Origin of the sequence: Okeania sp. (assembly GCF_035285525.1) — a bacterium.
Lineage (GTDB): Bacteria > Cyanobacteriota > Cyanobacteriia > Cyanobacteriales > Microcoleaceae > Trichodesmium.
In genome coordinates, this window is record NZ_JAYKGW010000116.1 from 1 (window position 1) to 15,449 (window position 15,449).

At 34.7% G+C, this 15,449-nt stretch carries 8 protein-coding genes; 2 read left to right on the forward strand and 6 right to left on the reverse strand.

Features of this window, described 5'->3' with window-relative positions:
• Nucleotides 1-158: 158 nt before the first annotated feature.
• The 3 genes from VKJ25_RS10885 to VKJ25_RS10895 all read right to left on the reverse strand — a co-directional run bounded on the left by VKJ25_RS10885 (nt 159) and on the right by VKJ25_RS10895 (nt 4,555).
• Nucleotides 159-1,187, reverse strand: coding sequence for a C39 family peptidase (locus VKJ25_RS10885; RefSeq protein ID WP_324236657.1), 1,029 nt, complete (start codon nt 1,185-1,187; stop codon nt 159-161).
• A 316-nt stretch (nt 1,188-1,503) separates the two neighbouring features.
• Complete coding sequence (locus VKJ25_RS10890; RefSeq protein WP_324236658.1) at nt 1,504-2,445, reverse strand: choice-of-anchor L family PEP-CTERM protein; 942 nt, start codon at nt 2,443-2,445, stop codon at nt 1,504-1,506.
• Between the two features lie 802 nt (nt 2,446-3,247).
• Nucleotides 3,248-4,555, reverse strand: coding sequence for a M16 family metallopeptidase (locus VKJ25_RS10895; RefSeq protein ID WP_324236659.1), 1,308 nt, complete (start codon nt 4,553-4,555; stop codon nt 3,248-3,250).
• A 776-nt stretch (nt 4,556-5,331) separates the two neighbouring features.
• Between VKJ25_RS10895 and crtD the strand changes: the two genes are divergently transcribed.
• The gene (crtD, locus tag VKJ25_RS10900; RefSeq protein WP_324236660.1) at nt 5,332-6,876 is read left to right on the forward strand and encodes a C-3',4' desaturase CrtD; all 1,545 of its coding nucleotides are present in this window, start codon (nt 5,332-5,334) and stop codon (nt 6,874-6,876) included.
• A 251-nt stretch (nt 6,877-7,127) separates the two neighbouring features.
• Here the strand turns inward: crtD and VKJ25_RS10905 are convergent, their stop codons facing one another.
• From VKJ25_RS10905 to VKJ25_RS10915, 3 genes are all read right to left on the reverse strand, one after another.
• A complete protein-coding gene (locus tag VKJ25_RS10905; protein ID WP_324236661.1) occupies nt 7,128-7,946 on the reverse strand; it encodes an inositol monophosphatase family protein in 819 nt (272 codons plus the stop codon).
• A gap of 467 nt (nt 7,947-8,413) precedes the next feature.
• Nucleotides 8,414-11,467, reverse strand: coding sequence for a UPF0182 family protein (locus tag VKJ25_RS10910; protein WP_324236662.1), 3,054 nt, complete (start codon nt 11,465-11,467; stop codon nt 8,414-8,416).
• A gap of 457 nt (nt 11,468-11,924) precedes the next feature.
• Nucleotides 11,925-13,577 (reverse strand): sensor histidine kinase, encoded by a 1,653-nt coding sequence (locus VKJ25_RS10915; protein ID WP_324236663.1) that lies wholly within the window; start codon nt 13,575-13,577, stop codon nt 11,925-11,927.
• Between the two features lie 1,098 nt (nt 13,578-14,675).
• Between VKJ25_RS10915 and VKJ25_RS10920 the strand changes: the two genes are divergently transcribed.
• Entirely contained in the window at nt 14,676-15,239 is a 564-nt protein-coding gene (locus VKJ25_RS10920) for a transposase (RefSeq protein ID WP_324236664.1), read from the forward strand.
• The last annotated feature ends 210 nt before the right edge of the window (nt 15,240-15,449 follow it).

Below are 15,449 nucleotides of genomic sequence, written 5' to 3' on the forward strand. Positions count from 1 at the left end.
CCAATCTACATCTACTTCCTATTCCCTTGATGTTGGGTTTCGTTCCTCAACCCAACCTACATCTACTTCCTATTCCCTTGATGTTGGGTTTCGTTCCTCAACCCAATCTACATCTACTATTCCTCTTAACTTTTTACTACTTCCTACTCCCTACTCCCTTATTTTGAAATAAAATGTACCCAGAAATTACCATCTGGCATACAAATATTACGAATTAATCTATAAGAATAATGTAAATAAGCACCACTTAAGTCAGTACGATATCCAGTAGAAGACCATTCCCCATAAGGGTCATGGATAAATAATCCTTCATTATCAAAACCAACACCAACAATTAGATGACCAAAAGAAGTAAAATAACTGTGTATAACTACAGGATTTTCTACTAATAACCAGTCTTGAATTTCTGCAATAGTAGCGTTAGTTTTAAAATTATCTTGACATCCATAATCTCTAACAATTTTCACTAAATGATATGGATTATGACGACTGTAACCTTGACTTAAAGCATACTCATAAAGTTCGTCTTCAAATTTACCATAATTAGACTTACGATTAGTCTGTAAAAATTCTAAACATGAAGCGATTGAAGTAATATTAGATAAACCTGCGGGATTATACCAATCATCTAGTTTTGGTTTGTAGGGAACTTTAATCCTGATATGTTCTGGTTTAGACTTAGGATGTACAATTTGATTTTTTTCATAAATTTCTATGTGTTTTTCATGGATATACCAAACTCCTGTATTGTTATATTTATGGTCACGAAAAGCAATCCGGAAGTGGTTCCTAACTGGAACATAAGCTAAAAGTTCAAACTCTTGGTCAGCAGAAATATGATGTTTTTCTAAATCAGTTAATTGAGAAGATTGAAGGGGTTTAGACTTAAGAATAGTATCTTTTTTCGTTTTTAATACAATTGGAGTTGCAGGAATATTTGCTTCTTTGGCATCGAACAATTTTTTGATGGTTTTTTCTCCTAAATATCCTGGTTCACCACTTTTTTGATGGACTTGAAACCGATGAAGTGCTGCTGTGGTTAATGGGCCAAATATACCATCTATTGGAGGGTTAAGCATATTTAGGTCAATGAGGATGGCCTGAATCTCGCAAGTGAGGTTTTCATCATCAGCAATTGTTTTTACGTCGTATTTAAGGTCTGTCCCCAGAAAGTCTTTGAGTTCCATATTAGGTTTTGATAATAGGAAATAGTAATCAGGAGTTATAATATCTTATTTGGGGCAGCCTTTTCAGTTATCAGTTATCAGTTATCAGCGAAGGAAGTAGAAAGTAAGGATAGGGAAGAGGAAATAGTGCGATTTTTCGGGAACCGTGCATCTTGCTCGCTTCTTGAGGATATGGCTCCCGTGGGTGTACCTCGCAAAAGCCAAGGTCAGAAACCCGCTTTCTTAGAGAAACGGGGTTTCTGAGGATATGGCTCGCGTCTTGAGAATATGGCTCCCGTGGGTGTACGCAAAAATCAAGGTCAGAAACCCGGTTTTTTTAAGAAACTGGGTTTCTCTTGCTCATCCCCATTATCAATATTTCTTTTTTTTCTCTACGTTTGAGGAAGGTGGCTCCAAAACCAATAACAGATAAACCGATAAGTACGGAAGGTTCAGGAACATCATTAGGTGGTTGCGGTTTATTTGAAAAGCTATTCGCCTGAATAAATACAGCAGAATCAAGAACAGAATCTCCTGCATCAGCGATCGCTAACTTGATAGTATGAGTTCCAGCACTTAGTCCTAATGCTTGTGCAGTCAAAACTGTCGTAAAACCGTCATATTCTATATCATAAAACGGTCCACCATCATTGAGGTCATTATTTTTAAAGAACTGTTGGTTACTAGCTCCATATCCTAGAGGATCACCTCCATTAACTGTATTGATTGCAACTGGAGTATCTGTACCTGGAATCAGAGCAATGTTCTCTCCATTTACAAAGAAACCAAACACATCATTAAATTCAGTGTTAGTATATTCGTTGTATTCTTCAGAAGCAAATACATAATTGAAGAAAACATCTCCTCCTTCGGTTGTAAAGTCAAACTCCAAAACAGTTGCATCATTAGTGGTGTAACCTGGAATCAAGCTATCCAACTCAGTATCTCCAGACAATCCATTGTTAGTAGTTGTATTATCTGCATTATTAGGACCTTCTGCATCTTTTGCCTTACCTGTAGTCAGAATAATGCCTTCATTAATACCAATTCCAGAAGATAATCCATCTGTAAAAGTTCCTACTGCATCTGCCGCACCTGTATAGATGATAGAATCCGGTACAACTGTGATTCCACTGCCAAGAATTTCATTTACTAAAGTTTCCCTATTGTTAGTGGGAGTTATAGAAATTGCCTGAGCTATAGTTGTTCCACTAAAAGAAAAGAGAGCTGTCCCCGCAACAGTCATTGCGAGTTTGTTCAAAAGTTTTGAGGTAGTCATAGCCTGGTTTATCTGGTAGATTGTATTTTGATTGTCAGGACTTACAGAAAGGTACTATATGTAGAGTTAAAAAACTATTGCACAATAGTTTTAAGCGCTATATCTAGGGCCGCTGCGTAAGTCCTGTGTTTAAGAAGTGGGAACTTAATAAAATACTAATGTATTAGGCTTCTTTACTAATCTACAATTAATACTCTATTTATTTACCATTTCCTTATAAAATCAATCTATCTTTTCTCTTTTAATATCCGCAACCCTCTTTTATTGACTTTACTGAAATTTAAAGATTGAATAAATTTTGAATTTCTATTAACATGATTCATGTTTTTTGACACAAAAACTGGTGTGTTTTTTAGGGGGAGTAAAAAAAGCTAAAACCTTTATATATAAGCTTTTTGAGCCTATAAATCAAGCCATAATTGATCTGCTCAAGGGTTTTTATTAGTGGACTTGGCTGAGTTTTTTTATGGTTAAAAGTAGTGGATTTGGCTGAGTTTTTTCATGGTTAAAAGTAGTGGATTTGGCTGAGTTTTTATGGTTAAAAGTAGTGGATTTAGTGGAGGGTTTTTAGTATTTAAGTAAGCATTCAACCTTTAGCTATCAGCTATTGGTTATAGAATATTTTCCCCAACTAAAGCTCTTAAGTCGTCTTCAAGATGACTAAGTAAGTGTCAACCATTGTGGGTTATTCATCGCTCTCAAAAATTAGCGATCACGCCCGACGAGACTCAGAAACCCGGTTTCTTAAAAAAACCGGGTTTCTCTTGCTCATCCCCATTATTCATTATTCATTATTCATTATCTATCTACTCCTTACTTTAGGTACAAACGTTACTAACCTGTAAGCATTAACAGATAAATATTTTAATGCTGCTTGTTGAATATCTGATGAGTCAAGCGCCTGAATATTCTGAGGATAATTGAGTGCTGCTCCTAAATCTCCGATCATTGACTGATAGTAACCATATAAATTTGCGCGATCGCTTGGTGTCTCATTCGCAAAAATAAACCTATTCGCTACCAATGTCCGAATACGTTTCATTTCTGTTTCTGTTACTGACTCTTGTTGGATAGTATGAATGTGATGAGCGATCGCTGTTTCGACTTCAGCTAAATTTTGTTCTGGCAGTCTAGCGGAGATATAGAAAACACCTTGATAACGATAACTTGTATTACTGACGCCAATAGAAAAAACCAAACCTCTTTCTTCCCTTAAGTCACACACTAGACGAGATGTTTTCCCCCGACTCAAAATAGTTGCTAACACATCTAAGGCATAAGTTTCTTGTAACTGGGTTAACCCAGGTACACGCCAAATCATGGTTAATCTTGCTTGTTGAAGAGCGTCATCAACCACTTCATGGCGGACTATTTTTGTAAAAGGTGATTCTGGTGTAAGGTTAATTTTAGGTGATGGTGATCTTGGTGAAACATTTTTACCATTGTTCGCTTCTGCAAATGAATCTGTAACTATATCAATTAATTCTTCTACTGGTAAATTACCGACTACCGCAGCAGTCATAGAATTAGGTTGATAGCAACTTTGGTGAAAATCACGCATTTGTTGAGCTTGTAGTTGAGAAATAATTTCTGCTGTCCCTAATACTTGACGACGATAAGGCAATTTTTCAAAGGCAGTTTCAATGACTTTTCGATAACAACGACGATTAAGGTTGTCATTTGAGCGCCGGATTTCTTCAAGTACAACAGAGCGCTCTCTTTCAAAATCATCATCAGCAATACTGGGGTTCAGTAGCACTTCCCATTGCAAAGGTGCTAATTTAGCAAAGTCTTTAGGAGCGCTGGTGATGTAAAAATGGGTGTATTCTTGACTGGTGGCAGCGTTCATTACAGCACCTTTTTGTTCGACTAAACGTTCAAATTCTCCACTAGGAAGTTTGGGAGTACCTTTGAAAATTATATGTTCCAGAAAATGGGCCATGCCATTGATGGATTCGGTTTCGATGGCAGAACCAATATTAAGCCAAATATTGAGATTGACAGCTTCAACTGGCAGGTGTTCGGCAATTATGGTTAGTCCATTGGGTAGTTGACGAATAGTTGGGGCGTTGAGGGATTTGATGGTTGATGGTACTAAAGTTGAGGTCATTTTTTAGTTATTAGTTATCAGCTTTTGTCTTCCTAATATATAGCAGAAGGAAAGTAGGATAAGAAAGACTTAAAAAGACTCAGAAATCAGGTTTCTCTAACTACTGGATTGTTTCACCTAAAATAGTGCATTAGTAGGGGCGGGTTTTACCCAGAATTTTCATGGTTACTTCAAGATTTATATAAACCCGCCCCCTAGGAAAGTTGGCTATATCATTAGGGGCTGGTTTAGCTAACTTAATGGGTGAAAACTCGTTGTACGGACGTATCACTGCTCGACATGAAACGCATTTTTGTTATGCAACGTCCCTAGGGTCAAACCTTCCCCTACGCTGCCTTTCTCATTTACAGTTTTAGATGAAACAGTCCACTACATAAGGAGCGTTGGTGCGTTAAGCTACCGCTAACGTACCTTACTGGACTATTTCATCTAAAATAGTGCATTAGCTTTTAACTTGAAAATTCTTAATAGACATCTCCAAAAATAAAAAATTAAATCAATTCTTATCCATAAATTATCAATTATTTCTTCCTGTTCCCTGTTAAGTGTTCCCTCTTTTCTGGAGATGTCTAATGCATGAATTCAATCTAATACACCATTTTAGCTGTGTCAGTCTACTACTAGAACTCAGAAACCCGGTTTCTTTTGCTTGGTTTCTCTAGCTCGGGTTTGTCAGTAAATTTTCCTACACAGATGAAATTTAGCCCCATTTCCTTGCCATTAACTAAAAGGACAGTTTATATTAATATTTAGTTAAGAAATGTTAATATAATCTCATGTCCTTGAAAAAGACTATACAAAAATCAAAAATTGTGGTATGTGGCGCGGGTATTGGTGGCCTCACTACAGCAGCATTATTGGCCAAGCGAGGCTACGAAGTCCAGATATTTGACCAAGCGATTGTTCCTGGCGGTTGTGCTTCAACTTTCAAACGACGGGGTTTCACTTTTGATGTTGGTGCCACTCAAGTGGCAGGTTTGGAACCTGGTGGCATTCATCACCGTATTTTCTCAGAATTGGAAATAGACATCCCGAACGCTACCCATTGCGATCCTGCTTGTGCGGTATTTCTCCCTGGTGAAATTGAACCTATAAGCGTTTGGCGCGACCCCAAAAAATGGCAGTCAGAAAGACAACGACAATTTCCTGGAAGCGAACCTTTTTGGCAGTTAATGACTAAACTGTTTGAGGCAAGTTGGAAGTTTCAAGGACGGGATCCAGTTTTGCCTCCGCGAAATATCTGGGATATATGGCAGTTAGTGAAAGCATTGCGTCCGGATACTTTAATTACAGTGCCTTTTACTTTAATGACGGTAGCAGATGCGTTGCGGTTGTATGGTTTATATGATAATCTGCGGTTGAAAACTTTTTTAGATTTACAACTGAAACTTTATTCTCAAGTTGGCACGGAGGAAACAGCTTTACTTTATGCTGCTACTGCTTTAGCTGTTTCTCAAGCTCCTCAAGGTTTGTATCATCTTGAGGGGAGTATGCAGGTTTTGAGCGATCGCCTAGTTGCAGCTCTAGAAAGAGATGGAGGTAAGTTATTCATGGGTCATACTGTTGAACAGATATATACAGATAATGGCAAAGCTAATGGGGTGAAAATTAGAAATCAGAAAACTGGGGAAACTTGGGTAGAAACTGCTGATCATGTTGTGGCAAATGTCACTGTACAAAATTTAGTGAAATTAGTGGCAGAGGAAAATAGAGCCCATACTTCACACCCAATACCTGGTTACAAACGCCGAGTTGATAAGCTTCCGTCTCCCTGGGGTGCATTTGTGGTCTATTTGGGAGTTGATGAGAGCGCTATTCCCAAAAATTGTCCGCCTCATTTGCAATTTTTCTATGATTATGACGGCCCTATTGGGGAAAATAATTCTTTGTTTGTGTCGGTGAGTCATCCGGGAGACGGTCGCGCCCCTGATGGTAAAGCGACAATTACTGCTTCTAGTTTTACCGATATTCAGATTTGGCGACATTGTAAAGATTATCAGGAGTTGAAGCAGAAATATACAGAAGAAGCGATCGCTCGTTTAAGTGGATATTTTGATTTAAAACCAGAAATGATAGTTCATCAGGAAGCTGGAACACCTCGTACTTTTGTGAAATTTACGGCACGGGATGAGGGCATTGTTGGCGGTGTTGGTCAACGTGTGGCAAATTTCGGACCTTTTGGAATTGCGAATCGAACACCTATTCAGGATTTGTGGTTAGTGGGAGATTCGACTCATCCGGGAGAGGGTACAGCGGGGGTGTCTTATTCAGCGTTAACTGTAGTGCGACAGATTGAAAAAGTAGGAAGTAGGAATATGTAGGGGCGGGTTTCACCAGAAATTTTCATGGCTACTCTAGGGTTTACACAAACCCGCCCCGTTAGAGGGTGCGCTATATCATGGGGGGCGGGTTGAGCTGACTTATCGGTGAAGACTCCTTAACTTAATTAATTTCATGGGGGCGGGTTGAGCTGACTTATCGGTGAAGACTCCTTAACTCACTTGTGAAACCCGCCCCTACTATGAACTTTATTTTTCCTTCTGCCCTCTCTCTGCCTTCTGCTTTCTTCCTTTTATTTTCTTAACGGTTCAACTATCGGCAAAAAATAGGGAACTAATTCTTCGTTTCCCACAACCAAAGTAGGAAAGGGATGGCTTAAATAATCTTTGCCTATTGTTAAAGGAAAAATATCTCTGGATACTAATGGTATCCAAATTGCTCCTGCTGCTTTTGCAACTACCCAAGATGCAGTAATATCCCAAATTCTCGGTGTAGCTTCTACTCCAGCAATAGAAGCACCAGCAGCTACCAGTAAAAAATTATAACTTGCTATTCCTAACATTCTAATTTTTGTTGGTATTTGGGGTAAAATTTTGGTACTTCTAGTGCAAATATTAAATAAATGATTACCAGTAATTTTATCTTTAATTGGCTGAATTTTTCGATGATTTAAAAATGCTCTATTTATAGGTGGATTAGTTAAATAATTTTTATTTTCCTGATAATAAAAACCATAATAAGATTGACCTAATGGAGGCAAATGTACATAACCAAATATAGGAGTACCTCGATACAATAATCCTATACAAATTGCCCAAATAGGTACACCTTTAGCAAAGTTTGTAGTTCCATCTAAAGGATCGACTATCCAACACCATTCATTATTAGGAAATATCTGATTACTTTCTTCTGTTAATATTCCGTGAGTGGGAAAAGTAGAGGCGATCGCTTCTCTAATTTCTGTATCTGCCCATTTATCAGATTTAGTAATTAAGCTACCATCAGCTTTTTCGTCTGCTGTGACATTTCCAAAATCTTTTAAGAGTTGATTGCCTACTCTAAAAGTAGTTGTTTCTGCGAGATATAAAACTTGGTTCCAAAAGTCTGTCATTACAGTTATTTTAGGGAATAGGGAGTAGGGAGTAGAGAGTAGGAAAGAGCAAGCTATTAGCTGCCAGTTATTCCTTTCCTGCGGAATGCTGCCCAAACGGAATGTTATACAAACAGCAAACCCCATCTAAACCTGAAAATGGCTTTATAATAAATATAACCTTTAAAGTCGGCTTTGATAGTAATATCCATTAGAATATCACTACTTTTACAGTTATCAGCTATTAACTACAGGACTTACGCAAAGGTACTAAATATAGAGTAAAAAACTACCAGTGCCATAGTTTTAAGCACTATATCTAGGGTCGTTGCGTAAGTCCTGAACTATTAACTATTAGCTACCAGCTATTCATTTGGTAATGATGGAATTATTATAGAGCATCCTGCTCGCGGAAGTCTATAACTCTTAGCAACCCTATTCCCCTACTCCCCTACTCCCCTACTCCCCTACTCTTTACTCTTTACTCTTTACTGAAAAACTTCTTGAAGTGCTTCATCAAGAGTAGATTTCATAACAACTCGGTTTTGATAAGAAACGATTACTCTTGCTAAAGTTGGCAAGCTATTTTGCTCTGCTTCTAAATAAATAGGTTCAACATAAAGCAAAGATTTATTAATAGGAATTACTAATAAATTTCCTTGAATCGCTTTTGAACCTTCACGATTCCAAAGAGAAATTTGCTGTGATATTTCTGGGTTTTGATTAATCAAAGCTTCAACTTGTTCTGGACCGTATATTAATCGTTGTTTAGGGAATTGATATAACAATAATTTACCATAATTTTTCCCATCCGATCTAGCAGCTAACCAAGCAATTAAGTTATTACGACTTGCTGGAGTATAAGGTCGAAGTAAAATAAATTCTTCTGAGATTTCTTCTGGTAATTTTGTAATTAGATAATAAGGTTCTACTGTTTGTTGTTGATTACCATAGATTTCAATAGGTACTCGCCACAAATCTTCTCGATTATAAAATACTCGGGGGTCATCCATGTGATAAGTTGATAATACTTCAGATTGTACTTTAAATAAATCTAATGGATAGCGAATATGAACACGAATACTGGTTGGCATTTCTGCTATAGAATTAAACATATTTGGAAATACTTTTTTCCAAGTTTTAATAATAGGGTCTTTGGGGTCAGATACATAGAATTTAATTGAGCCATTATAAGCATCAATTACAACTTTTACTGAGTTCCGAATGTAATTAAATTCATTATTTTCTGGGTCAGAATAAGGATAGTGATTACTTGTAGTGTAAGCATCAATAATCCAGTAGAGATGATTAGGAGTTGTTTGGGCAATATTTTGATTACTAAAGTTAGGATTAGCTACAACTAAATAGGGGTCACTATCATAACGTAAAAATGGAGCGATCGCTCGGACTCTAGCATTAATATTGCGACGATATAATACTTTTGTTTGTGGTATAAATTCATCAGTAAATAACATTCTCCAGTTCTTCAAATATTTAGCAAATATCCATCTTTTCCACCCTCTACCAATCACAATTCCGCCACTGCCATCATAAGTATTATAAGAGTTTGCTTCTCCACTGGGATAGTCTAATTCTCTATCTTTTTCGGCGGTAGAAGTAATAACATCAGTATTAGTAAGTTCTCCATAATAAATTCTTGGTTTACCTATAGGAATGCTGTTTCTAATCCTATTTGATACTTCTAAAGTGCTATTTTTTTCTAAAGCTGGATCTGGTCCGATATTTTTCACAAAATATTCTGGTAATCCACTTTTTTCAACTTGATTAACTGGGGAAATAGTAAAACCATAACCATGAGTATAGACTAAGTTTTGGTTGACCCAAGTTTGTGCTGGTTCAGGTACAGATTCATAGTTTAGTTCTCTAGCTGCGATAATTACTTGTTGTTTTTTTGTAGGGTTATCTAGTGTTATCTCTGACTCTTCTTTCAAAAATGTATAACGGTCAATATCAGCATTTAAAAATTCGTAGTAAGGTCGAATTTGTTGTAATTGTCGATTAGTTTGTAAGATTGGTCTTCCATCCCAAAGGCGAATATTTTCAATAATTAATTGATTATTGATTAGGTCAGTATAGGTAAGTTTATTATTTGGATCAAAAAGTTTTACTTCTAATTTATCGACATCAATATAAGCTTTTTTAGTAAATTTAATACTACGTTTAATATAAGGAATTTCTCGTTCTATTTCATTAGGTTGTACAATTGCCATTTGGGCAATTTTTGGAATTAACCAACCAGCAATTACTGCTACTGTTAAATACCATGTTAAGATGGCTCTTAATGAATAGCTATTGGCAAATAATTTAGCACTAAATTTTTTCTTTCTTTTTCTTTTACGACCTAGACGTATAAACCATAAACTTATTTCAATATAACGTTGAATATTTTTGACTGAAAAAGTTGCTTGCCAAAATAGAAATAATGCTATTAATAATGCTAAAATAGCTAAAAACAAATAAGCAGGAAACTGAACTTTGACATCAGTATAACCAGCACCATAAATTACCCCACGTTGAGAGTAAAGTAATTCAAAACAAGCGAGAAAGTAACTAAATGCTATGGTTAATATTAAGCCTCCACCTAAAGCATGAAGATGTCTTTGTTGTGGTTCAGAAAATTGATAAAAGTTACCTTTATTTAGACTTTTTCCTGAAAGTAAATATATCAGTAAGCAAGCAATAAATCCATATAAAAATAATCCAATTAGCCAAAATTGTAGTAGTTGTAAAACTGGAAGTTGAAACACATAAAAGCTAATATCTATTTTAAATAAATCTTCTTTTTCGTTAAAGGGTATAGCATTCAATATCTGTAATATATTTGCCCAATGACTCGAAAGAATAAAACTAAAAACTAAACTTAGGATTATGGCAAATACACTTAACCAAAATACAGGATGAATAATTACAACGATAAATAACAGAATAAACAATCCTAGTAACCAAGAGTTAGATGGTATTTGATTTAATATTTGCAAAATTGAGTCTATGCTAAATTCTGATGGTATTCGTGGAGATACTTTAGCAAGTGTAAAATCAGGATGCCAATAATTAGTAAATATTTCTATATAATGAGTTAAAATTAATCCTACTAACAAAATTAATCCGAATATAAAAGATAATAATAAACCTAATCCTAGTGATGGTTCAATATGCAATTTACTGGAAGGCATAGTAACTGGAGGAATTAGCATTATTTCTTCAGTTATTTCCATTTTACTATCTTGGTTGTTTGAATACTTAAATATATTTGCTATTCTCAAATTTACTAAAAAAAAGCTGGCTGTAATCAAAAAAGTAATTATCCAAATTGAAGTTTCTGTTTGTAATTTAGTTATTAATACAGGCAAATAATTTAATTCTTCAAACCATAAATATTCAGCTAATATTTTGGTTGACAAGTCAAAGATTAACCATAAACACAATAAACTAATTAATATTATTAATATATGTATTGGTGTCAGTTTTCCTAATGATTTAAAAAGTCTAACTTTTAGTTTATAAGTATTATTTATTTTCATTAGTTATATTTTTTTAGGGAATAGGGAATAGGGAATAGGGAATAGGTATTATAGCATCTTGCTCCCTATAGGTTTACCTTGATTAATAGAGAATCCATCTTTGGAGGATAAAATCAATATTGGCAAAAACTTCAATCTTGGTCAGTTTTGGAGAACAATATTGAATTGTACTAATACTACTAGATTTAATACTATTTATTAAATTTATCTTCTCAAGCTAATAACTAAAAGCTGACGGTTCTTTGCGCAGCGTGACCCAGGAAATGCTTACAATAATTCACAAGAGATTAATGATACAATTCTTATAGCTCGCGCCTGTCTTTAAAACCTATGAGATAAAAACTGTAACTTGCCTTTATTTTTGAGTCCTACAATAGAAACCCTTGAGTCCTACAATAGAAACCGGGTTTCTGCTTTAAGAAACCGGGTTTCTGCTTTAAGAAACCGGGTTTTTGACTTAAGTAAGTGGTAATTTAACTGTAAATACACTTCCTTGTTCTAACTTAGAATAAACCTGAATATTTCCTCCCATTCCTTCTACTAAAGTTTTGACAATAGACAAACCTAAACCAGCTCCATTCCCAGCACGATTTCTTGCTTCATCACCTCGATAAAAACGTTCAAAAATCTTAGCTTGTTGTGACAAAGGAATTCCTTGACCTTGGTCACAAACCTGGATTATTGCTTCATTATTTTGTGTATAAACATTTAAAATAATAGAAGACTTTTCGTCAGAATATTTAACAGCATTATCTATTAAATTAAGCAAAACTTGTTTCAGACGATTTACGTCTGCTGTTATTTTAATTGATAAAAAATCTCCAGATTTATCAACATATCTTTCCTTGACTTGACCAACATTTTTGGATTTTAAACTTAACTCACCACCCAGAAAATTATCATCCAAATTAATCTCTGAAGATAATTTATTAGAATTGTCAAAATCAAAACAAACTGAATTATTTACACCTGAACAAACTACATCTTTACCGAGACTAGATACTTTTTCTCCATTCACAATATTACCCTCATTTCCCAATCTCAAAATAATTTTTCTATCGCTACATTGCTTTGCCATTTCCACAACTTCCGCTACCAAATCATTCAGAACTACTAACTCTAAATGAAAGTGGATTTGACCACTATCTGCTCTAGCTAACTCCAACAAATGTTTCAATAATTCAATCGTGCGTTGCGCTTCCCCAGAAGCAACCAAAATAGCCTCCTTCTGAGTTTCAGTCAAATTATTCCCCCGTCTCAAAATACTCTGCAAATACCCAGAAACAATAGTCAAAGGAGTTCTTAACTCGTGAGAAACATTACTGACAAATTCCCTTTGCTGTTCCCAAGAATCAGACAATCTACCTAACATAATATCTAAAGTTCTTGCCATCTCCTTCACCTCACTGGGAGCTTTTTCCAAAGAAACCCTTGCTTCAGCTAAACGATCGGCATTAATATTATCAGCAAGTTGACTAATCTGACACAGAGGTATGAGGGAACGCTTAACATAAATAGTAATCGCAACCGTCACTGCCATTATTGCTAAAACACTAGCTATACTCATACTCATCACCATAGTCACTAACATCTCTCGATCGCGAGTAATGTCAGAAACAACATAAAGCTTACCAATATTTATGCCATTAACCGTGAGAGGACCGCTACATAAAACAAAATAGCGTCCATTCATTTCATGCACTAAAGATTTTTGTGGCATCTCATTGAGAGACTTTAAAATGAAATGGTCAGTATCCTTCCGCAAACCTTGTGATTCAGCTAAAATCTCCCCATCCTGATTTTTGACCCAAAGAAATACATTAGCAATTGTTAAATTATTAATAGCTTTCTGCAAACTTTTGTTCGTATACCACATTTTGCTATACATTTCAACATCTTTAGGAAAACGTTCAGCCATCTGCTCAATCTTATGTTTGTGACTAACTAATAATAATTGCTGCATTTTCCAACTGGTCCACAATGCGACACTGCCTAGTCCTAATACGGAAAACAGGGCAATACCTACTGTGAGACGTATTTGTAAGGATGATGAATCAAATTTCCATTGTTTGAGTTTTAAAATGTTTTGCTGTTTCACTGTAAACTTCATTTTGAGTCTTTTTTGCTAAAAAATCATTGAACTACAATTATTATTAATTTAGCTATTTATTCTGAGAAAATCCTGATAATTATATGAGGTAGATATGGAATGAAGTAGTCAAATGATAGACAATAGTAGGGGCGGGTTTGAGCTATAAGTTTCAGGCTTATTCTAGAATTTATATAAACCCGCCCTCATGCACAAAATTAGTTCTTCCAGTAGATTTTTTAGATTAATAGTATGGGGCAGGTTTAGTTCAATTAATGATTAAATTCATAATTTATTTGATAAATCTGCACCTACAATAATTAATTGAATTTAATAGATTTGGTTAAATTAATAGTATGGGGTAGGTTGAGTTCAATTAATAGTATGGGGAAGGTTGAGTTCAATTAATGATTAGATTCATAATTTATTTGATAAACCTGCACCTACAATAATTAATTGAATTTAATAGATTTTTTTAAATTAATAGTATGGGGTAGGTTTAGTTAAATTAATGGTATGGAGCAGGTTTAGTTAGATTAATGATTAGATTCATAACTTACCTAGTAAACCTGCCCCTACGATATTTAATTTTCATCAAATTGGATAGATTTTTTTAGGTTAATAGTATAGGGCAGGTTTAGTTAAATTAATGATTAAATTCATAATTTATTTGATAAACCTGCCCCTACAATAATTAATTGAATTTAGTAGATTTTTAGATTAATAGTATGGGGCAGGTTTAGTTCAATTAATGATTAAATTCATAATTTATTTGATAAACCTGCACCTACAATAATTAATTGAATTTAATAGATTTTTTTAGGTTAATAGTATGGGGTAGGTTTAGTTAAATTAATGGTATGGGGCAGGTTGAGTTAGATTAATGATTAGATTCATAACTTACCTAATAAACCTGCCCCTACAATAATTAATGAAATTGGGTAGATTTTTTTAGGTTAATAATGGAAATTGTAATTTAATCGTATAGGTCAGGTTTGGTTAAATTAATAGTATGGGGCAGGTTGAGTTTAATTCATGATTAGACTCATAACTTATTTGATTAACCTGCCCCTACAATTCAATTTATAAAATTTGTAATATAATTTTTCTGATAAATCTATGAAATATAATCCTAATTTTCATAATCGTCAGTCAATTCGTTTAAAAGGATATGATTATAGCCAAGAAGGTTTCTATTTTGTTACCATTTGTATTTGGCAAAAAGAATGTTTATTAGGGGTTGTTGATAATCAAGAAATGTTTTTAAATAAGTATGGTGAAATTGTTAATTCTAATTGGTTTAATTTAAAAAAAGTTTATCCTTACATCAATCTTGATGCTTTTATTGTTATGCCGAATCATATTCATGGAATTATTGAAATAACAGATGATAATCAACATCACACAAGACATGGTTTACCTGAAATTATTAGAGCGTTAAAAACTTTTTCAGCCCGTAGAATTAATCGGTTACGACAAATGAAAGGTGTTCCGGTGTGGCAAAGAGGATATTATGAACACATTATCAGAAATGAAACATCATTAAATAGTATCAGAGAGTATATTTTTAATAATCCATTTAATTGGTGCAATGATGAAATTTATACAGAAAATTTATTTTCATTTCCTAAACAATTTAATATAAAAGGAATAGGAAATGTGATTAATAACCAAAAAAATTAATCCGTAGGGGTGGGTTTCTCCAGAAAATTACGATACTTGAAAATAAGCTAAATCAACCCACCCCCACACCACCATAAATTCCCAAAAATTAATCCGTAGGGGTGGGTTTCTCCAGAAAATTATGATACTTAAAAATAAGCTAAATCAACTCATCCCCTATTACCATAAATTCCATAAAAATTAATCCGTAGGGGTGGGTTTCTCCAGAAA